Origin of the sequence: Nocardioides sp. NBC_00163, assembly GCF_045206295.1 — a bacterium.
Taxonomy (GTDB): Bacteria; Actinomycetota; Actinomycetes; order Propionibacteriales; family Nocardioidaceae; genus Nocardioides.
In genome coordinates this window covers 191,945-210,357 of sequence record NZ_CP108155.1, presented here as the reverse complement: position 1 = coordinate 210,357, position 18,413 = coordinate 191,945, and the positions used below count along the sequence as shown (strand labels likewise).

The 18,413-nt window shown below is 70.3% G+C and carries 19 protein-coding genes; 12 read left to right on the top strand and 7 right to left on the bottom strand.

What is annotated here, in order from left to right; all coding sequences use genetic code 11:
- Window positions 1–7 precede the first annotated feature (7 nt).
- The 8 genes from OG801_RS01045 (at window position 8) to OG801_RS01010 (ending at window position 7,523) form a co-directional block, all read left to right on the top strand.
- On the top strand, window positions 8–1,165 hold the full coding sequence (locus OG801_RS01045; RefSeq protein ID WP_406032997.1) for a TIGR03364 family FAD-dependent oxidoreductase: 1,158 nt from the start codon (window positions 8–10) through the stop codon (window positions 1,163–1,165).
- A gap of 18 nt (window positions 1,166–1,183) precedes the next feature.
- Window positions 1,184–2,125, top strand: a complete 942-nt coding sequence (locus OG801_RS01040; protein WP_406032995.1) for a phosphate/phosphite/phosphonate ABC transporter substrate-binding protein — start codon at window positions 1,184–1,186, stop codon at window positions 2,123–2,125.
- Window positions 2,125–2,910: an ATP-binding cassette domain-containing protein gene (locus OG801_RS01035; protein ID WP_355019498.1), complete on the top strand. Its 786-nt coding sequence runs from the start codon at window positions 2,125–2,127 to the stop codon at window positions 2,908–2,910. The genes OG801_RS01040 and OG801_RS01035 overlap by 1 nt, the downstream gene beginning before the upstream one ends.
- The gene (phnE, locus tag OG801_RS01030; protein ID WP_355019497.1) at window positions 2,907–3,782 is read left to right on the top strand and encodes a phosphonate ABC transporter, permease protein PhnE; all 876 of its coding nucleotides are present in this window, start codon (window positions 2,907–2,909) and stop codon (window positions 3,780–3,782) included. The genes OG801_RS01035 and phnE overlap by 4 nt, the downstream gene beginning before the upstream one ends.
- Window positions 3,782–4,783: a zinc-binding dehydrogenase gene (locus OG801_RS01025; RefSeq protein ID WP_406032992.1), complete on the top strand. Its 1,002-nt coding sequence runs from the start codon at window positions 3,782–3,784 to the stop codon at window positions 4,781–4,783. Before phnE ends, OG801_RS01025 begins: the two co-directional genes overlap by 1 nt.
- Window positions 4,784–4,794: 11 nt before the next feature.
- Window positions 4,795–5,247: an NUDIX domain-containing protein gene (locus tag OG801_RS01020; protein WP_355019495.1), complete on the top strand. Its 453-nt coding sequence runs from the start codon at window positions 4,795–4,797 to the stop codon at window positions 5,245–5,247.
- A 10-nt stretch (window positions 5,248–5,257) separates the two neighbouring features.
- Window positions 5,258–7,156, top strand: a complete 1,899-nt coding sequence (dxs, locus tag OG801_RS01015) for a 1-deoxy-D-xylulose-5-phosphate synthase (protein ID WP_355019494.1) — start codon at window positions 5,258–5,260, stop codon at window positions 7,154–7,156.
- A gap of 145 nt (window positions 7,157–7,301) precedes the next feature.
- A complete protein-coding gene (locus OG801_RS01010; protein ID WP_355019493.1) occupies window positions 7,302–7,523 on the top strand; it encodes a hypothetical protein in 222 nt (73 codons plus the stop codon).
- A gap of 89 nt (window positions 7,524–7,612) precedes the next feature.
- Here the strand turns inward: OG801_RS01010 and OG801_RS01005 are convergent, their stop codons facing one another.
- The gene (locus OG801_RS01005; RefSeq protein ID WP_355019492.1) at window positions 7,613–9,706 is read right to left on the bottom strand and encodes a 3-hydroxyacyl-CoA dehydrogenase NAD-binding domain-containing protein; all 2,094 of its coding nucleotides are present in this window, start codon (window positions 9,704–9,706) and stop codon (window positions 7,613–7,615) included.
- Window positions 9,703–10,902 carry an acetyl-CoA C-acyltransferase gene (locus OG801_RS01000; RefSeq protein ID WP_350658645.1) on the bottom strand — a complete coding sequence of 400 codons (1,200 nt, stop codon included), beginning with the start codon at window positions 10,900–10,902 and terminating at the stop codon, window positions 9,703–9,705. The genes OG801_RS01005 and OG801_RS01000 overlap by 4 nt, the downstream gene beginning before the upstream one ends.
- 310 nt (window positions 10,903–11,212) lie before the next feature.
- Between OG801_RS01000 and OG801_RS00995 the strand changes: the two genes are divergently transcribed.
- The 3 genes from OG801_RS00995 to OG801_RS00985 all read left to right on the top strand — a co-directional run bounded on the left by OG801_RS00995 (window position 11,213) and on the right by OG801_RS00985 (window position 13,548).
- Window positions 11,213–12,172 carry a PAC2 family protein gene (locus OG801_RS00995; protein ID WP_406032988.1) on the top strand — a complete coding sequence of 320 codons (960 nt, stop codon included), beginning with the start codon at window positions 11,213–11,215 and terminating at the stop codon, window positions 12,170–12,172.
- Between the two features lie 15 nt (window positions 12,173–12,187).
- Window positions 12,188–13,066, top strand: coding sequence for an acyl-CoA thioesterase (locus tag OG801_RS00990; RefSeq protein ID WP_406032986.1), 879 nt, complete (start codon window positions 12,188–12,190; stop codon window positions 13,064–13,066).
- A gap of 131 nt (window positions 13,067–13,197) precedes the next feature.
- Complete coding sequence (locus OG801_RS00985; protein ID WP_406032984.1) at window positions 13,198–13,548, top strand: arsenate reductase family protein; 351 nt, start codon at window positions 13,198–13,200, stop codon at window positions 13,546–13,548.
- Window positions 13,549–13,551: 3 nt separating this feature from the next.
- On the opposite strand, the gene OG801_RS00980 is transcribed toward OG801_RS00985, so the two are convergent.
- The 3 genes from OG801_RS00980 to OG801_RS00970 are packed head-to-tail and all read right to left on the bottom strand — an operon-like array spanning window position 13,552 to window position 15,142.
- A complete protein-coding gene (locus OG801_RS00980) occupies window positions 13,552–13,941 on the bottom strand; it encodes a PIN domain-containing protein (RefSeq protein WP_400463373.1) in 390 nt (129 codons plus the stop codon).
- Between the two features lie 14 nt (window positions 13,942–13,955).
- Window positions 13,956–14,174 (bottom strand): hypothetical protein, encoded by a 219-nt coding sequence (locus OG801_RS00975; protein ID WP_091041496.1) that lies wholly within the window; start codon window positions 14,172–14,174, stop codon window positions 13,956–13,958.
- Between the two features lie 56 nt (window positions 14,175–14,230).
- Window positions 14,231–15,142 carry a GNAT family N-acetyltransferase gene (locus tag OG801_RS00970; RefSeq protein ID WP_355019550.1) on the bottom strand — a complete coding sequence of 304 codons (912 nt, stop codon included), beginning with the start codon at window positions 15,140–15,142 and terminating at the stop codon, window positions 14,231–14,233.
- Window positions 15,143–15,265: 123 nt separating this feature from the next.
- On the opposite strand from OG801_RS00970, the gene OG801_RS00965 reads away from it, so the two are divergent.
- Window positions 15,266–16,162, top strand: a complete 897-nt coding sequence (locus OG801_RS00965; protein WP_406032982.1) for a superoxide dismutase — start codon at window positions 15,266–15,268, stop codon at window positions 16,160–16,162.
- A gap of 15 nt (window positions 16,163–16,177) precedes the next feature.
- Here OG801_RS00965 and OG801_RS00960 read toward each other — a convergent pair whose 3' ends face one another.
- Window positions 16,178–17,074 carry a MaoC family dehydratase gene (locus tag OG801_RS00960; RefSeq protein ID WP_406032980.1) on the bottom strand — a complete coding sequence of 299 codons (897 nt, stop codon included), beginning with the start codon at window positions 17,072–17,074 and terminating at the stop codon, window positions 16,178–16,180.
- The gene (locus OG801_RS00955) at window positions 17,074–18,396 is read right to left on the bottom strand and encodes a 3-oxoacyl-ACP reductase (RefSeq protein WP_406032979.1); all 1,323 of its coding nucleotides are present in this window, start codon (window positions 18,394–18,396) and stop codon (window positions 17,074–17,076) included. The genes OG801_RS00960 and OG801_RS00955 overlap by 1 nt, the downstream gene beginning before the upstream one ends.
- Window positions 18,397–18,413 lie beyond the last annotated feature (17 nt).

Below are 18,413 nucleotides of genomic sequence, written 5' to 3'. Positions count from 1 at the left end.
TCGGGCCGTGCCAACTCACACGACCACCCCCGACGGTGCCGCCGACCTTGTCGTCGTCGGTGCCGGGATCGTCGGCCTCGCGCATGCCGTCGATGGGCTCGCGCGCGGCCTGAAGGTCCATGTCATCGAGCGGGACGAGCGCGCCGTCGGCGCGTCGATCCGCAACTTCGGGCACATCTGCGCCACCGCCCAGTCGGGCCAGGCGCTGGCCTACGCCTTCGCGGCCCGTGAGCACTGGCTCACCCTCGCCGCCAAGGCGGGCTTCGGTCTCCGGGAGACGGGCACGGTCGTCGTCGCCCGGACCGAGGCCGAGATGGCCGTGCTCGAGGAGTTCGCGGGCGTCCGCGGAGCCGAGCAGGCCCGCCTGCTGGACGCCGACGCCACCCGCGAGCTGTTCCCGCCGGCCACCGCGGACGTCCTCGGCGGCGCGCACCTGCCGCTCGACGTGAGGGTGGACCCGCGCGAGGCGCTGCCGGCGATCGCCGCCTGGCTGGAGTCCGAGGGCGTCCGGTTCAGCTGGGCGACCCATGTCGGCGCCATCGACCCGACCGCCGGTGGGATCGACGTCCGCACCAGCCGCGGAACCATCCGTTCCGCCCGGGTCGTCCACGCCGCCGGCCATGACATCGACCGGCTCTTCCCGCAGGTCGCCGAGGAGGCAGCCGTACGCCGCTGCCGGCTGCAGATGCTCGAGGTCGCGCCTCCGGGAGGTGTCGAGATCGGGCCGGCGGTGCTGACCGGGCTCTCGATGCTCCGCTACGGCGGGTTCGCCGAGACCACGGCGGCCGCCGACGTACGCACTCAGCTCGAGGCGACCGCGCCCGAGCTCCTCGACGTCGTCATGAACCTCATGCTCACCCAGCGTCCCGGGACAAACGGCCGACCCGGCTCGATCGTCCTGGGCGACACCCACCACTACGACCGCACCCACCTGCCCTTCGACGACGAGCACGTCGCCGAGCTGGTGCTGCGGGAAGGGGCGCGGCTGCTCGGGGCTCCGCTCACCGTCCGACGTCGCTGGCGAGGGGTCTACGCGGACTCCCCGCGGACCGACTTCCTCGACAACGAGCCGTTCCCGGGCCTCCGGGTCGTCTCGGTGACGTCGGGCATCGGCATGACCACAGCACTGGGCCTCGCGCCCACCGTCCTCGACCAGCTGTTCTGATCACAGGAGAAACCTCACATGTCCCCCCTGCGCTCCCTCACCGCCCTCGCCGGCGCCGCCACGCTGACTCTCGCCCTGGCCGCCTGCGGCAGCGAGGCGACGACCAATAAAGCCGTCGCGGGCGGCGAGGTCGGTCCCGACCAGATCTGCCCCGACGGCACCCTGAAGATGGGCGTCGAGCCCTTCGAGGACCCCAAGAACCTGATCCCCGTCTACGAGACCCTGGGCAAGGCCCTCGGCGAGGAGCTCGGCTGCGAGGTGGAGGTGCAGATCTCCGACACGTACGTCGCCGAGATCCTGGCCATGCAGAACGGCAAGCTCGACATCGGCCAGTTCGGGCCGCTGGGCTACGTCTTCGCGCAGAAACAGGCCGGCGCCACGCCGCTGGCGTCGTTCGCGGGCGAGGACGGCAAGGTCTCCTCCTACACCGGTGGCATCTGGGTGCCCAAGGACTCGCCGATCAAGTCTGTCGAGGATCTCGCGGGCACGACCCTGGCGCTGTCCGAGTCCGGCTCCACCTCCGGTGACGCGGTGCCGCGCAAGGCGCTCATCGACGCCGGGATCGAGAAGGACGTCAAGGCCGAGTACGCCGGTGGCCACACCGAGGCGCTGCTGGCCCTGGTCAACGGCAAGGTCGACGCCGCCGAGATCAACAGTCAGACCCTGGCCTCGGCGACGGCCGAGGGCCAGTTCGACGAGTCCGCCTTCCGCCAGGTCTGGAAGTCCGAGCCGATCCTGAACGACCCGATCGCGGCGGGCCCGAACATGACCCCCGAGGTGTCCAAGGCAGTTCAGGAGGCGCTGCTGAACCTGCCGGCCGACGCGGTCGCGGAGATCGGCGAGTACCTCGACTTCATCCCGCCCGCCGGCAAGCCGGCGCTGGTGGCGGTCACTGAAGAGGACTACCAGCCGGTCGCCGACCTCGCCGAGGCCCTCGACCTGACCACGGACGACCTCTGATGGGCGCTGATCACCTCTCCGGCGCGGCCCTGCGTATCGACGGCCTGAGGAAGTCGTTCGGGGAGAAGACGGTCCTGGACGGCCTGGCCTTCGAGGTCGCCTCCGGGGAGGTGGTCAGCCTCCTCGGAGCCAACGGGTCCGGCAAGTCCACCTCGCTGCGCTGCGTGGTCGGTCTGGAGCGTCCCGACGGCGGCACGATCACGGTCGACGGCCTCAGGGCCAAGCCCGGCGAGGCGGTGCCGACGGTCGCGATGGTCTTCCAGAAGATCCATCTGGTGCCCCGTCGCAGCGTGCTCGACAACGTCTGCGCGGGTGCGCTCGGGCGGCTCGGTCTGAGCCGGTCCTGGTCGGTGCTGGCCTTCCCGCGCGAGGTGCAGGCCGAGGCGATGGCGTGCCTGGACCGGGTCGGTCTCGCCGACCGGGCCCGGGAGAAGGCGGGTCGCCTCTCCGGTGGCCAGCAGCAGCGGGTCGCGGTGGCCCGCGCGCTCTGCCAGCGCGCCAAGGTGCTGCTCGCCGACGAGCCGGTCTCGGCGCTCGACCCGGCCGCCTCCGAGCAGGTGATGAACCTGCTCCGTTCGCTGGCCGACGACGACGGTCTGGCGGTGGCGGCGGTGCTCCATCAGCCCGACCTCGCCCGCCGCTTCTCCGACCGGATCCTCGGGCTGGCCGGCGGCCGGCTCGTCTTCGACAGCAGCAGCGCCGAGGTCACCGACGAGACCGTGGCCGGTCTCTACCGGCCCGCGGTGGAAGCGCTGGAAGCAGCCGAGATGGGGGTGCTCGCATGAGCAGCCTGACCAAGGCCCCGGAGCCACGTCTCGACATCCCACCCCGCTTCCGGCCGTCCGGCATCGCCGTCGGGGCGGCCATCACGGTCGCCCTGCTTCTCGTGCACTGGTACGCCGCGGTGCAGACCAACACCTCGCCCAGGGAGCTGCTCGAGGGCTGGCGGGGCCTGTGGAACTTCCTGTTCGGGGTCGACCGCACCTACCCGAACGGCAAGACGATCCATCAGGACGGTGCCTTCCCGCTCGACCTGCGCTGGTCCGAGACGATCCGGCCCGGCCTGGAGTACTGCCTGCTCACGATCTGGATCGGCCTGCTCGGCACGACCCTGTCGATTCCGGTGGCGCTGCTGTTCGCGGTCATCTCCTCGCGTACGACCAACCGGTTCGTGCCGCTGTGGCTCCTGGGTCGCGCGGTGATGTCGGTGCTGCGGGCCGTCCCGGAGACCGTCTACGCGCTGATGTTCATCGCCGCGGTCGGCTTCGGTGCGTTCCCGGGCGTGATCGCGCTGGCGATCCACAACGTCGCGGTCATGGGCAAGCTGTGGTCCGAGGCCATGGACGAGGTGGACCAGGGGCCGGTCGAGGCGCTCCGCGTGGCCGGAGCCTCGCCCGCGCAGTCGGCCGCGCACGCCGTGCTGCCCGCGGTGATGCCGTCGCTGCTCGGCCTGCTGCTCTACCGCTTCGACACCAACGTACGCAGCTCGGTCATCCTCGGCACGGTCGGAGCCGGCGGCATCGGGTTCTTCATCAAGACCGAGGTGGACAGCTTCCACTTCGACACGATGATGACGTACGTCTGCATGGTGATCGTCCTGATCATCGTCATCGACCTCTTCTCGGCCTGGCTGCGCAGGAAGGTCGGCGCGGTGTGATGGCACGGCTCATGGCACGGGTCGCGGTGTGGCGCGGTGGCTCCGAGGTGACGCTGGAGACGGTGGACCTTCCGGTGCCGGGACCGGGGGAGACGCTGGTCGAGATCGACCTCGCGACGGTGTGCGGCTCCGACCACCACACGGTCTCCGGCCGGCGTCCCGGCGCCTGCCCGAGCGTGCTCGGGCACGAAGGCGTCGGCCGGATCGTGGGCACCGGCCGACGCGTGGTCTGGGGCGTCACCGTCTCGTGCGGGACCTGCGACCGCTGCAGGCGGGGGCTCACCGCGAAGTGCCACTCGGTGCGCAAGCTCGGCCACGAGCCGTACGAGCCGGCCTGGCCGCTGTCGGGCACGTACGCGACCCACGTGCTCCTGCCCGCCGGCACCGCGGTCGTGCCCGTCCCCGACACGTTGGCCGACGAGGTCGCCGCGCCGGCCGGGTGCGCGACCGCCACGGTGATGGCGGCCCTGGAGCGGGCCGGCTCGCTGCGTGGCAAGCGGGTGCTGGTGGTCGGCGCCGGGATGCTCGGGCTCACCGCGGTCGCCGCCGCGGCCGACGCCGGGGCGGCCGAGATCGTGGTGAGCGATGTCGAGCCCGCTCGGCTGGAGCTGGCCGTCGGCTTCGGCGCGACGTCGACGCTGCCCGCGGGTCAGGCGCTTCCGCAGGTCGATGTGGCGATGGACTTCTCCGGCGCCGCCTCGGCGGTCGAGGCGGCGCTCGGGGCGCTCGACATCGGCGGCTCCCTCGTCCTGGTCGGCTCGGTCTCCCCGGGGCGCGCGATCTCGGTCGACCCCGAGGCGATCGTGCGGGGCTGGCGGTCGATCAGCGGCGTACACAACTACGAGCCTCGCCACCTGGAACAGGCCGTCGCCTTCCTCGCCGCGTCGACGCGGCCATGGGCGGAGCTGGTCGAGGAGCCCGTCGGGCTCGAGCAGGTCGGTGACGTACTGACGAGCGAGCTGGGCAGACCGCGGGCTTCGGTGCGTCCGCGGGAGGACTAGGCTCGCCCCTCATGACCGAGTTCGCCGCTGTGATCCTTGTCGACCGTCGTGGCTGGGTGCTGCTCCAGGAGCGCGACGAGCATCCGACGATCGCGCCGGAGAAGTGGTCCTTCTGCGGCGGCCACCTCGAGTCCGGGGAGGACCCGCTGGCCGGAGCTGTCCGCGAGCTCGAGGAGGAGACCGAGGTGCGCCTAGGCCCCGAGGCCCTCGAGCTGGTCGCCGTCCAGGAGCTCCGCCACCCCGAGACCGGCACCGACGACAAGATCCACCTCTACGCCGCCGGCGTCGACCTCACCGACGCCGACATCGTGTGCCACGAGGGCCGACAGATCGTCTTCGTCGACCCCGTGAAGGCGCCTGACCTGGACCTCAGCGACTCGGCCCGGATCGGGCTGACGCCCTTCCTCGGATCGCCTCAGCACGCGGCGCTATCCGGGTCGAAGTCCTTCAGGGTCGAGACGTAGAATCCGGGCCATGGGTCTCCTCGAACGCATCGCCGCGCCGCAGGATCTTCGTGATCTCTCCGACGACCAGCTCGAGCTCCTCGCGAGCGAGATCCGGGACCTGATGATCCGGACCGTGGCCACCAACACCGGCCACCTGGGGCCGAACCTCGGCGTGGTCGAGCTGACCCTGGCCATGCACCGGGTCTTCGACAGCCCGCGCGACAAGATCGTCTTCGACACCGGTCACCAGTCCTACGTCCACAAGCTCGTCACCGGCCGGGCCGGCGACTTCGGCACGCTGCGCCGCGAGGGCGGGATGAGCGGCTACCCGAGCCAGTCCGAGTCCGACCACGACGTGGTCGAGAACTCCCACGCCTCCACCGCGCTCTCCTACGCCGACGGGCTGGCCAAGGCCTACACGATCCGCGGCGAGGACCGCCACGTCGTCGCGGTGATCGGCGACGGCGCGCTGACCGGCGGGATGGCCTGGGAGGCGCTCAACAACATCGCGATCCAGCACGACTCCAAGCTGGTCATCGTGGTCAACGACAACGGCCGCTCCTACACCCCGACCATCGGTGGCCTGGCCACGGCGCTGACGGCGCTGCGTACGAACCCGCGCTACGAACTGGTCCTCGACATGGTCAAGCGCCGCCTCAACGCGGTGCCCGGGATCGGCGCGATGGCCTACGACGCGCTGCACGCGGTGAAGAAGGGGCTCAAGGACGCGGTCGCGCCCCAGGGTCTCTTCGAGGACCTCGGCCTGAAGTACGTCGGCCCCGTCGACGGCCACGACCGGCACGCCGTCGAGCAGGCGCTGACCTCGGCCAAGCGGTTCGGCGGTCCGGTGATCGTGCACGCGATCACCCGCAAGGGCTACGGCTACGACCCGGCCGAGCGCCACGAGGCCGACCAGTTCCACTCGCCGGGTCCCTTCGACGTCCAGACCGGCGCCGAGAAGCCCAAGGGCCGGATCTGGACCGACCACTTCTCCGACGCGATGGTGCGGCTGGGGGAGAGCCGCCAGGACATCGTCGCGATCACCGCGGCGATGATGCACCCGGTGGGCCTCGACGCGTTCCAGGCCAGGTTCCCCGCGCGCACCTTCGACGTCGGCATCGCCGAGCAGCACGCCGCCACCTCGGCCGCCGGCCTGGCGATGGGTGGTCTGCACCCGGTCTTCGCGGTCTACGCGACCTTCCTCAACCGCGCCTTCGACCAGGTGCTGATGGACTGCGCCCTCCACCGGGCCGGGGTGACGTTCGTCCTGGACCGCTCCGGCGTGACCGGCGACGACGGCGCGTCCCACAACGGCATGTGGGACATGTCGCTGCTCCAGGTCGTCCCCGGGCTCCGCCTGGCCGCGCCGCGCGACATCGCTCGCCTCAACGAGCTCCTCGACGAGGCCGTCGAGGTCGACGACGCGCCCACCGTCGTACGCTTCCCGAAGGGCCCGCCGCCCGAGGACATCGCCACGATCGCCAAGCTCGGCGAGGCCGACGTACTTGTGCGCAACGGCACCAAGGACGTCCTGGTCGTCGGCGTCGGCTCCATGGCAGAGGTCGCCGTGGGCGTGGCCGAGCGGCTCACCGCCCAGGGCATCGGCGTCACCGTCGTCGACCCGCGCTGGGTCAAGCCGATCGACCCGGCCCTCATCGAGGCGGCCGCCGACCACAGCCTGGTCGTCACCATCGAGGACAACGGCGTCGCCGGCGGCGTCGGCGCGTCCTTCCTGCAGGCCCTGACCGCCGCCGACGTACGCACCCCGGTGAAGATCCACGGCATCCCGCAGGAGTTCCTCGACCACGCCAAGCGGCCCAAGATCCTGGAGAGCATCGGCCTGACCCCCCAGGCGGTCGCGCTCGACACCATCGAACGCCTGGGCGCCCTGACCCCCACCCCCCTGCCCCGAGACGTCAGTTTCTGACGCCGAGACGTCGAATTTTGACCCTACGGGGTCGGTCTCTCTGGTCGAGCCCCTGGCGAATATCGGTCGCTCTGGGCTTAGAGTGGGTCTGTCGGGGGCGACGAGGGCCCTCGGTATCGTCACCACACAGCACTCGGGGGATTCAATGCTCTATGACGACCTCGTGGCCGAGTTCCGTTGGTCACCTGAGCAGATGTCGGCGCCGTTCGACCTCAGAGCGGCGGACGAACAGATCCGCAAGAAGATCGAGGGCCGGCGCGGCTCAGCGCAGGCCTCGGGTCGCCAGCAGCGACCCCGCGCGCGGCAGAACATGGGCACGCCGGAATCGGCGGTCGGAGGCGGCAAGGTGGCCACCGACAAGGCCTGAGTCCCTGCTGAGGTGCGTCCGGGACTGCCCCGGCCCAGCATGGGACCGCCCCCGACCGATCAGATCGGTCGGGGGCGGACTTGCTTCGGTCAGTGGAACTTCTTGCCGGTGACCTTCTCGGAGATGCCCTCGCGGTCGAGGAGCTGGGTGATGCCGCCGTTCCAGAACTGGAAGCCGGCCCCGGTGATCATCGCCAGGTCGATGTCCTCGGCGGCCTGGGCGACGCCCTCCTCGAGCATCCGGCCGATCTCGTCGGCGATGGCCTCGAGCGACTGCTGGCGCGCCTCCTCGGCGGTCTTGACCACGTCGCCGGAGACGAGCAGCGCCTCGACCTCGGGGTCGAGGGTGCGCCCGTCGGGACCGAAGAAGGAGCTCTTCTTGGCCTCGACGACCCGGTGGAGGTTCTCGGAGAGGTAGAACCGGTCCGGGAAGGCCTTCGCGAGGGTCTCGTTGTTGTGGTACGCGATCGCCGGACCGACCAGGCCGATCAGCGCGAACGGGCCCATCGGCGCGACCCCGGCGAAGGCGGACTCGACGACGTCGACCGGGGTGCCCTCGTCGGCGACCTTGGAGACCTCGCCCATGAAGCGGCCCAGGAGCCGGTTCACGATGAAGGACGGGCTGTCCTTGACCAGGATCGAGGTCTTCTTCAGCGACTTGGAGACGGAGAATGCCGTGGCCAGCGCCGCGTCCGACGTCTTCTCGCCGCGGATGATCTCCAGCAGCGGCATCACCGCGACCGGGTTGAAGAAGTGGAAGCCCACGACCCGCTCGGGGTTCTTCAGGTCGGCCGCCATCTCCGTGATCGAGAGGCTCGAGGTGTTCGTGGCGAAGACCGCGGTCTCCGGCGCGACGGCCTCGGCGTTGGCGAAGACGGTCTTCTTGACGCCCATCTCCTCGAAGACGGCCTCGATGATGAAGTCGGCGTCGGAGAAGGCCTCCGCGTAGTCGATCGACGACGTCACGAGCGCCTTGAGGCGGTTGGTCGCGTCCTGCGAGGCACGGCCCTTGGCGAGCTTCTTGTCGAGCTCGGCGTGGACGTACGCCACGCCCTTGTCGGCGCGCTCCTGGTCCAGGTCGACCATGACGACCGGCACCTTGAGACGCTGGACGAAGAGCAGCGCGAACTGCGAGGCCATCAGACCGGCACCGATGATGCCGACCTTGGTGACCTTCTGCGCGAGCGCCTTGTCGGGGGCGCCGGCGGGACGCTTGGCGCGCTTCTGCACCAGGTCGAAGGAGTAGAGCGAGGCGAGCAGCTGCGGGGTCTTCGACATCGCCACGAGGGCGTCGTCCTCGGCCGCGAAGCCCTCGTCGCGGGTCGCCGTCTTGGCCAGGGTGAGCAGCTCGACGGCCTTCTTGGCGGCAGGGGAGGCGTCGCCGGTCTTGGCCCAGGCGAAGAAGCCGGCGTTCTTGGCAGCCTCGTCCCAGGCCTCGCCCCGGTCGATCTCCTCGCGGGTGACCGTGACGTCACCGGACAGGATGCCGTCGGCCCAGAGCAGCGACTGCTCGAGGTAGTCGGCGCCACCGAACATCGCGTCCGCGATGCCGAGGTCGAAGGCCTCGGTGCCCTTGAGCACCTTGCCGTTGTTGAGTGGGTTCTCGATGAAGACCTTGGCGGCCTTGGCCGGACCGATCAGGTTCGGCAGCAGGTAGCCACCGCCCCAGCCCGGGATCAGGCCGAGCATGACCTCGGGCAGGCCGACGGCCGGCACCGAGTCCTGGATCGTGCGGTAGTCGGCGTGCAGCGCGACCTCGAGGCCACCACCGAGTGCGAGCCCGTTGATGAAGCCGAAGGACGGCTTCTTGACGCCGTCGGCGCCGTCGCCCAGCTTGCGGAAGACCGCGTGACCGAGCTCGGCGATCGTACGGATCCCGTCCGGGCCGCCCGCCTGCAGCGAGGTCAGGTCGGCACCGGCCGCGAGGATGAACGGCTTGCCGGTCACCGCGACCGCGTCGATCTCGGGGTCGGCCAGGGCCGCGTCGTACGCCGTGTTGAGCTCGACCAGCGACTTCGGCCCGAACGTGTTCGGCCGGGTGTGGTCGTGGCCGTTGTCGAGGGTGACCAGGCCGAGGACCTTGCCGGAGGGCAGGGTGACCTTCGCCAGCTTGGCCGCGGTCACGACCTCGTCGTCGGAGAAGAGCTTCTCGACATCAGCGAGAAGGGTGTTGATGTCAGTCACTTCGACTCCCCAGTCCAGTTCGGGTTCTCCCAGATGACCGTGCCGCCCATACCCAGGCCGATGCACATGGTGGTGAGGCCGTAGCGGACCTCGGGGCGCTCCTCGAACTGGCGCGCGAGCTGGATCATCAGCCGCACACCGGAGGAGGCCAGCGGGTGGCCGAACGCGATCGCGCCGCCGTAGGGGTTCACGCGCTCGTCGTCCTCGGCGATGCCGAAGTGGTCCAGGAAGGCGAGCACCTGGATCGCGAACGCCTCGTTGACCTCGAAGGCCTCGATGTCGTCGATCGTGAGCCCGGCCTTGGCCAGCGCCTTCTCGGTCGACGGGATCGGGCCGACGGCCATGACCTCGGGGGCGACGCCGGCGAAGGCGTACGACACCAGCCGCATCTTGATCGGCAGACCGAGCTCGCGGGCGACGTCCTCGGAGGCCAGCAGCGAGGCGGTCGCGCCGTCGTTGATGCCCGCCGCGTTGCCCGCGGTGACGCGGCCGTGCGGGCGGAACGGGGTCTTCAGCTTGGCCAGGTCCTCGGTGGTGGTGCCGGGACGCATCGGCTCGTCGGTGGTGGCCAGGCCCCAGCCGTTCTCGGCGGAGCGGGTGGCGACGGGGACCAGGTCGGGCTGGATCTTGCCGTCGGCGTACGCCTTGGCCGCCAGCTCCTGGGAGCGGACGGCGAACGCGTCGGTGCGCTCCTTGGTGATCGCCGGGTAGCGGTCGTGGACGTTCTCGGCGGTGTTGCCCATGACGAGCGCCGAGGGGTCGACGAGCTTCTCGGAGATGATCCGCGGGTTGGGGTCGACGCCCTCACCCATCGGGTGGCGGCCCATGTGCTCGACACCGCCGGCGATGACGACGTCGTAGGCACCGAAGGCGATGCCGCCGGCGGTCGTGGTGACGGCGGTCATCGCGCCGGCGCACATCCGGTCGATCGCGTAGCCGGGGACGGACTGCGGGAGCCCGGCGAGCAGGCCGGCGGTGCGGCCGATCGTCAGGCCCTGGTCGCCGATCTGCGTGGTCGCGGCGATGGCGACCTCGTCGATCCGCTCGGGGGGAAGCTCGGGGTTGCGGCGCGTGAGCTCACGGATGAGCTTGACGACCAGGTCGTCTGCGCGGGTCTCGGCGTACTGGCCCTTGGCCTTGCCGAAAGGTGTGCGTACGCCGTCGACGAAGACGACTTCTCGCAGCTGTCGGGTCACCGTGTCACTCCATGTGGGTTGCCGGTCGGTTGTCGCCTGGCGGCGCTGTTGGTGCGGGCACGGGTGGTGCCCGTCGACTACATTACCCGCTAGTAACAACGGCCGCACCGAGGGGGAGGTCACACGGCCTGTCGCAGCTGAGGTCGCCGGTCTCCGCGCGTCGGCTTGGGAATAACTGGGGCGTCCAGGATGCTGCGCTGTCGTCATGTGGAAGCGTGTATTGAGAAGGTTGAGCCCCAGGGTCGCGATCCCTGGCGAGGCGAGCGACGACGAGGCCCGCGAGGGCCGTACGCAACGGGAGGAGACACCGATGGCCGGATCACGACTGGTGCACATCGTCGACGACCTGCCCGAGGAGATCATCCTTGCCGGAGGTGACCAGCTTCCGCTGGTGGTCGTCCTGGACGGCTTCCTCGACGCGGGCAAGGCCGCCGAGCGGGCCGCGGCTCATCTGATCCAGACGTCGAGGCGAGCGCCGGTGGTGGCGACCTTCGACGTCGACGAACTCCACGACTACCGGGCCCGCCGACCGGCGATCTCGTTCGTCAGCGACCACTACGAGTCCTTCGACGCGCCGCGGCTGGTCGTCCGGCTGCTCAAGGACACCGGTGACAACCCCTACCTCCTGCTGCACGGCCCCGAGCCGGACAACCGCTGGGAGGCCTTCGCCGGCGCCGTACGCGAGGTCATCGAGCGCCTCGGCGTGACCGAGGTGATCTCGCTCGCGTCGGTGCCGATGGCGGTGCCGCACACCCGCCCGCTGACCACGACCAGGCACGCCAACGACGCAGCACAGGAGCTCGCCGGGCAGGTCTGGGAGAGCCCGTGGAAGGGCGAGATCCGGATCCCGGCCTCAGCCCAGGCCCTGGTGGAGGTACGCCTGGGGGAGTGGGGCCACCCCGCGGGCGGTTACGTGGTGCACATGCCGCACTACCTGGCCCAGAGCGACTTCCCGGCCGCTGCGGTCGTGCTCGTCGAGGAGCTCGAGCGCGCGGCCCGGCTGACGATCCCGGTCTCCGACCTGGAGGCGGAAGCCCAGCGCCGCGAGGAGGAGATCGCCTCCTACATCGAGGACAATGCCGAGGTGCGGGAGGTCGTGGCCGCTCTCGAGCAGCAGTACGACACCTTCCAGCGCGGCGAGGAGTCCGGACGCTCGTTGCTGGCGCCCGACGAGCCGCTGCCGACCGGTGACGAGCTCGGTGAGCAGTTCGAGCAGTTCCTGGCCGGGCTCAACGGTCCCGACCCCGATGACAACCCTGAGAAGGATTGAGAGACACTCACTCACATGACGACGGACGCCGTAGCGGCGGATCAGGCGGTGGCCGAGCTGGTGGGTGTGCTCGACCTCGTCGAGATCGACAAGGACCTCTTCCACGGCGCCACCACGACCCGAAACTCGCGTGGACGCGCTTACGGCGGCCAGGTGGCAGCGCAGGCGCTGATGGCCGCCATCCGGTCCGCCGACCCGGCCTTCACGGTGCACTCGATGCACTCGTACTTCCTGCTGCCGGGCGACCCGTCCTACCCGATCGTCTACGAGGTCGAGCGGATCCGTGACGGGCGCTCCTTCGAGACCAGGCGGGTCCGGGCGCGCCAGAAGGGCCGCGACATCTACTACCTCACCGCCAACTTCCAGCGTGAGGAGTCCGGGTTCGAGCACCAGGATGCGATGCCGTCGGTCCCGGCGCCCGAGAAGTGCATCGACTTCCTGAAGATGATGGCCGACTCCGGCAGCCCGGAGGCCGTCTCGCTGGCGCGCGAGTGGGAGGCGGTCGAGGTGCGTGCCGTCGGCAACTCGTTGCTCGGTATCAAGCCCGATCCGGTCCATCCCGCGCAGCAGCGTCTCTGGATCCGCCTGGGCGCCTCGCTGCCCGACGATCCCGACATCCAGCGTGGTGCCTTCACCTGGGCCTCCGACATCTCGCTGCTCGGCGCCTCTCTCGCGGCCCACTCGCTGGACCACAAGGGCATCCAGATGGCCTCGCTCGACCACACCATCTGGTTCCACCGCCCCTTCCGCGCCGACGAATGGTGGCTCTACGACCAGGAGAGCCCCTCGGCCTACGGCGGCCGCGGCCTGTCCATCGGCCGCGTCTTCACCGCCGATGGCGTCCTCGCCGCCACGGTCGCCCAGGAAGGCCTCATCCGCCCGCCCCGCGGCTGACCCTTCTTCGACCCTTTCGTCGACTCGGCTCGTCTGCCTCATCAGCGCGTCCAGAAATAGGTCGGCGCACTATCGCACACCCTGGTCGCCTGCCGCGATAGCGCACCCGAACCGCGGGCTAAGGTGGCGCCGTGGAGCAGATCACCGTGTACGAGAAGCCGACCTGCACGACGTGTCGGAACCTGTTCGTTCTCCTGAAGGAGGAGGGCGTCGACTTCGAGAAGGTCGACTACCACGTGCTCGGCCTGCGGACCGAGGAGGTCGAGGACATCCTCGCCAAGACCGGCCTGAGCGCTCGTGAGGTGCTGCGGAAGCGGGAGCCGGTCTACAAGGAGCTCGATCTGGCCAACCGAGAGCTCTCCGAAGACGAGCTGGTCGCGCTGATGGTCGAGCACCCCGCCCTGCTGCAGCGCCCGATCGTGCTCAAGGGCGACCGCGGCGTGCTCGCCCGGCCGATCGAGAAGGTCCGCGAGCTCTTCTGAACCTCAGGCGCGCAGCCGCTCGACCGGCTGACCGGTCGTGCGGGTGATGAGATCGACGTCGTTGTCGGCGTGGAGGACGGTGAGATCGGCCTCCTCGGCGACCGCGGCCACCAGCAGGTCAGGCACCGACGGCGCCCGGTGGCGGCCGTCGCGCAGCACGATGCGCTGGATCTCCAGCGCCCGTGCCTCCGTACGCGGAGTGAGGGTCGCGAGCGGCATGTGGATCACCGGCACGTCCTCGACGAGATCGGACCACTCCCGCTCGGATCGGGCCAGATGGCCGATCTCGAGCAGTGTGGTGGTGGTGATGCGTACTTGTCCCAGCTCGATCAGGCGGGACCACTTCTCAGCGTCGGGGCTGGTGGACATCCGGGCGAGTGCCGACCGGTGCATCAGCCAGGGTCGCCTCACGACCATGCGTCACGCATCAGACCCCGGTCGGCGAGCGGGGCGAACTTCGCGAAGTCGCCGCCGGCCACGGGTCGCGCCGGTGGCAGCGGACGCAGAGCGTCGGGCGTGAACCATCGGCGGAGATACTCGTTGCGGGTGAGCCCGAGCCGCGTCGCCTCGGTGTCGATGCGCGCGAGCTCGTCATCCGAGAGTCCTCGGATCAGTACGTCGGACATGTCTGTCCACCTCCTGGACGCAAGATGGTAGCCGAGGCCGGGGCGCCGAAGTGGGATCAGGGCCGGGTCGCCCGGTGGACCCAGGTGGACTCGACCTCCATGCCGACGTGGAGATAGAGGTCGAGGGCGCCGGTGCGGGAGTCCGTCGAAAGGGTCGCGCGTGTCGCTCCGTGGGCGCGGGCGGCGCCGAACGCGTCGGCGAGGAGCGCCTGGGCCAGGCCGCGGTTGCGCTGGTCCTTGCGGGTGGCCAGCCTGCTGACGTACCCCTCCCCGCCGTCCTCGGTCATCACCAGCACCGCGGCGGCGACCACGGCACCGTCCGGGCCGGTCACCACGCGGACGTTCCACGGCTCGGCGCCGGGCCGTTCGATGGTCGTGGCGACCCAGTCTGCGTAGGGCTCGCGTTCGCGCTCGGACCACTCCAGGAAGGCGTCCTCGATCACGGTCCACACCTGCTCGTGGTCCTGCGGCGTGGCAGCCCGGATGGCGTACGCCTCCGGCAGCTCCCGCACCGGGATCGCCGCGTTCTGCGGCAGCGCCAGGACCCAGGACTCCCAGCGCGGGAACCAGCCCAGGGACTCCAGCAGCCGGTCGCCGGGCGAGCCCTGGGGTACCGGCATGCCGATGACCGGCTCCCCGAGCTCACCCGCCTTTGCGGCGAGCCAGCCGGCCAGGGCGGTGCCGAGACCACGGCCCCAGTGGTCTGGATGCACCGCGGCATCGGCCCGGGAGCCACCGGAGCACTCCGCGTAGCCGACCAGGTCGCCGTCGGCATCGACCACGCCGACCGTCCGGGCGGAGACGTCGAAGGAAGGTCGCTGCCACTCCGAAACGATGTCTGCCAGCTCGATGACGACCTCGCCGACGGTGGCCAGCTCGTTGGCGGCCATCACCCTGGTGACGGCGGCAGCATCGGCCAGCTCCAACGGCCGCTCGGCATAGCCGGTGGGAAGAGTCATCGGGGTCATGAGACTCACGGTCCCACCTGCTCACCCTGAGTCGCCACGGGTTATCGGGCCTGCCGCGTACGGTAGGCGGTAGCAGCCGTCCTCCACGCCGGCTCGGCGGCGCCGACCCCGTCAGGAGCAACGATGTTCCGGATCCGTATCGCCCTGCTCGCCGCGGCATTGGTCGCGGCCCTCGTCCCAGCCACGGCCGACGCGCACACGGTCTTCCCCAAGAGATTCGACCTCCCGCGCGGCTTCCAGCCCGAGGGCATCGCGATCGGAGGCGGGCCGACGGCCTGGTTCGGGTCGCGCGTGGACGGCGACATCTACCGCGTCGACCTGCGCACCGGCCGCGGCAAGGTGGTCTCCCAAGGCCCCGGCACCGCCACCGTCGGCATCAAGGTCGACCGCCACGGCCGACTCTTCGCCTCCGGCGGCCCCAGCGGAACCGCCCGGGTGATCGACACCCGCACCGGCCGTCTCCTCGCCGACCACCAGCTCACTACCGCGACCAGCTTCGTCAACGACGTCGTCCTCACCCGCCACTCCGCGTGGTTCACCGACTCCCAGCAGGCCCAGCTCTACGCCGTGCCGCTCGGCGGAGGCCCGGTCCGCACCCTCCCGCTCACCGGGGACTGGGAGCAGGTGGAGGGCTTCAATGCCAACGGCATCACCGCTACTCCAGACGGCCGCGGCCTGCTGGTGGTCAACTCGACCACGGGCCTCCTCCACCGTGTCGACCCGCGCACCGGCGCGACCAGTGTCGTCGACCTCGGTGGGGCCAGCCTCACCAACGGCGACGGCATGCTGCTGCTCGGCAGGACGTTGTACGTCGTCCGCAACCGCATCAACCAGATCGCCGTCATCCATCTGGACAGGTCTGGCTTCAGCGGTGTCCAGGTCGACACCCTGACGAGCGACGACTTCGACGTGCCGACGACCGTCGCCGCCTACCGCGACCGGCTCTACCTGCCCAACGCCCGGTTCACCACCACCCCGGAGCCCGACACGCCCTACTGGGTCACCGCTCTTCGCCGCTGAACCGCGAGCCCGGGCTCAGAGCGCGGTCGTACGCCCCACCAGATGGAGCGTGTCCGACCCGCGCTTGTGGAGCGAGAAGTCGTAGCCGTCCAGGTGCTTGAGCGACCCGAACGCCACCGAGGACGGCAGGAAGACCGGCTTCTTGAACGCGACATCCACCCGCACCGCGCCCGGGAGCCGGTTCTCCAGCGCCGCGATGCAGCGCGCCTTGGTCCACATCCCGTGCGCGATCTGGCGCCTGAAGCCCAGCGCCTTCGCGGTCAGCGGGTAGAGGTGGATCGGGTTGTAGTCGCCGGCGACCTTGGCGTAACGCCTGCCTAGGTCGGCCTTGAGCGGGAACACGGGACCGGACGGGTCGACCTCGATCAGATCTCGGCCCGGAGTCGGACCCAGCCAGGTCACATCGGCGTTGCGCTTCCCCCGGACCAGGTACGTCGAGGTGGACTCCCACACGACCTCGCCCTCGACTGTGGCGACGGTCAGGAACCGGTACGCCTTGCCGACCGGGTGTGGCTCGGGCTGCCCCACGGTCGCGGTGACCGCGACCGCCTCGCCGACCGAGATCGGGCGGTAGCCGCTGATCGAGTTCTCGATGTGGACCATCCCCATCGCGGGCGAGGGGAAGTCGGGCGAGGACATCAGCGCCATGTGCAGCGGGAAGGCCAGCATGTGCGGGTAGGGGAGCGGCACGGTGTCCTTGATCGGGAAGCCGCACAGCTCGGCGTACGCGTCGACCGCCGTCCGCTCGAGAGCGACCGGCTCGCGGGTGAGGCTGAGCTCCTCGTAGGCGACGCCGGTCTTCTTGATCCCCGGGAGCGCGTTGATGCCCGGGATGGCCGGCAGCGCCGCCCGGACGAGCAGGGCGGGACCGGACCTGCCGGTGAAGCTGGGCTCGGTCTTGGGCGTGCTCATCAGGCCCCCAGCATCATCTGGCCGCAGACCCGCACGACGTTGCCGTTGACGCCGGTGGAGGCGGGCGAGGCGTACCAGGCGATGGTCTCGGCGACGTCGACCGGCAGGCCGCCCTGGGCCATCGCGTTGAGTCGCTGGCCGACCTCACGCGTCGCGAACGGAACCGCCGCCGTCATCTGGGTGATGATGAAGCCCGGCGCGACCGCGTTGATCGTGATCCCGTCGGGAAGCTCCTCGGCCAGCGAGTCGACGAAGCCGATGACGGCGGCCTTCGAGGCGCCATAGGAGGTCTGGCCGAGGTTGCCGGCGATGCCGGCGATCGAGGAGACGCCGATGATGCGGCCGTTGGGCCGGACCAGCTTCTGCTCGAGCAGCTCGGCGGTGATCCGCTCCGGCGCGGTGATGTTGATCTCGAGCACCTTGCCGAAGCGGTCGGGCTTCTGGTTGGCCAGCTTCTTGTCGAGGGTGACGCCGGCGTTGTGCACGACGATGTCGACGCCGCCGAACTTCTCCTGGAGGTAGGCCGCGATCGTGGCCGGTGCGTCCGCGGAGGTGATGTCGGCGGTGATGTAGTCGGGGGTGACCTTCTTCAGGTCGTCCTCGGCCGGCGGGATGTCGAGACCGACGACGGTCGCGCCGTCGCGCTGCAGGACCTTGGCGATCTCCTCGCCGATGCCGCGGGCGGCGCCGGTGACGAGCGCGACCTTGCCGGTCAGCGGCTTCTTCGGGTCCACCTGCTCGGCTGCGGGAGAGGCGTTCTTGGTGCCGATCCGCACGACCTGGCCGGAGACGTAGGCGCTCTTCGGGGAGAGCAGGAAGGCCAGCGTGGAGAGCAGCGAGCCCTCGAAGCCCTCGGCGACGTAGACGAGCTGGACGGTGCCGCCCTTGCCGATCTCCTTGCCGAGGCTGCGGGTGAAGCCCTCCATGGCGCGCTGGGCGACCCGCTCCGCGCCCTCGAGCTGCTCGGGCGGGGTGCCGATCACGACCACGCGCGGGTTGTTCTCCAGGCTGCGCAGCACCGGGGTGAAGAACTCCTGCAGCGCGACCAGGTCGGCGGTCGAGGTGAGACCGGTCGCGTCGAAGACGAGACCCTTGAACCGGGTGCCGGCCGTCGCCGTGTCGGTCGAGGTGATGTCCAGCTCGCCGAGGAGCCCGCCCAGCGACTCCGCCAGACGACCACGCCCGCCGACGAGGACGGTGCCCTTCACGAGCGGGGCACCGGCTGCGTACCGCTCGAGCTTGGCGGGGCTCGGCAGCCCGAGGTTCTTGACGAGGACCTTGCCGATCGCCGACTGGGTGAAGCTCTGGTACTTGTCGCTCATGGTCTCTCTGATCCTTC

What these genes read in the sequence shown, in the direction of transcription:
- OG801_RS00975 (WP_091041496.1), bottom strand. Translation starts at nt 14,174, where the DNA reads ATGTCCGACGTACTGATCCGAGGACTCTCGGATGACGAGCTCGCGCGC.
- OG801_RS01020 (WP_355019495.1), top strand. Translation starts at nt 4,795, where the DNA reads ATGACCGAGTTCGCCGCTGTGATCCTTGTCGACCGTCGTGGCTGGGTG.
- OG801_RS01040 (WP_406032995.1), top strand. Translation starts at nt 1,184, where the DNA reads ATGTCCCCCCTGCGCTCCCTCACCGCCCTCGCCGGCGCCGCCACGCTG.
- OG801_RS01025 (WP_406032992.1), top strand. Translation starts at nt 3,782, where the DNA reads ATGGCACGGCTCATGGCACGGGTCGCGGTGTGGCGCGGTGGCTCCGAG.
- OG801_RS00980 (WP_400463373.1), bottom strand. Translation starts at nt 13,941, where the DNA reads ATGCACCGGTCGGCACTCGCCCGGATGTCCACCAGCCCCGACGCTGAG.
- dxs (WP_355019494.1), top strand. Translation starts at nt 5,258, where the DNA reads ATGGGTCTCCTCGAACGCATCGCCGCGCCGCAGGATCTTCGTGATCTC.
- phnE (WP_355019497.1), top strand. Translation starts at nt 2,907, where the DNA reads ATGAGCAGCCTGACCAAGGCCCCGGAGCCACGTCTCGACATCCCACCC.
- OG801_RS01035 (WP_355019498.1), top strand. Translation starts at nt 2,125, where the DNA reads ATGGGCGCTGATCACCTCTCCGGCGCGGCCCTGCGTATCGACGGCCTG.
- OG801_RS00970 (WP_355019550.1), bottom strand. Translation starts at nt 15,142, where the DNA reads ATGACCCCGATGACTCTTCCCACCGGCTATGCCGAGCGGCCGTTGGAG.
- OG801_RS00960 (WP_406032980.1), bottom strand. Translation starts at nt 17,074, where the DNA reads ATGAGCACGCCCAAGACCGAGCCCAGCTTCACCGGCAGGTCCGGTCCC.
- OG801_RS00995 (WP_406032988.1), top strand. Translation starts at nt 11,213, where the DNA reads ATGGCCGGATCACGACTGGTGCACATCGTCGACGACCTGCCCGAGGAG.
- OG801_RS01010 (WP_355019493.1), top strand. Translation starts at nt 7,302, where the DNA reads ATGCTCTATGACGACCTCGTGGCCGAGTTCCGTTGGTCACCTGAGCAG.
- OG801_RS00955 (WP_406032979.1), bottom strand. Translation starts at nt 18,396, where the DNA reads ATGAGCGACAAGTACCAGAGCTTCACCCAGTCGGCGATCGGCAAGGTC.
- OG801_RS00965 (WP_406032982.1), top strand. Translation starts at nt 15,266, where the DNA reads ATGTTCCGGATCCGTATCGCCCTGCTCGCCGCGGCATTGGTCGCGGCC.
- OG801_RS00990 (WP_406032986.1), top strand. Translation starts at nt 12,188, where the DNA reads ATGACGACGGACGCCGTAGCGGCGGATCAGGCGGTGGCCGAGCTGGTG.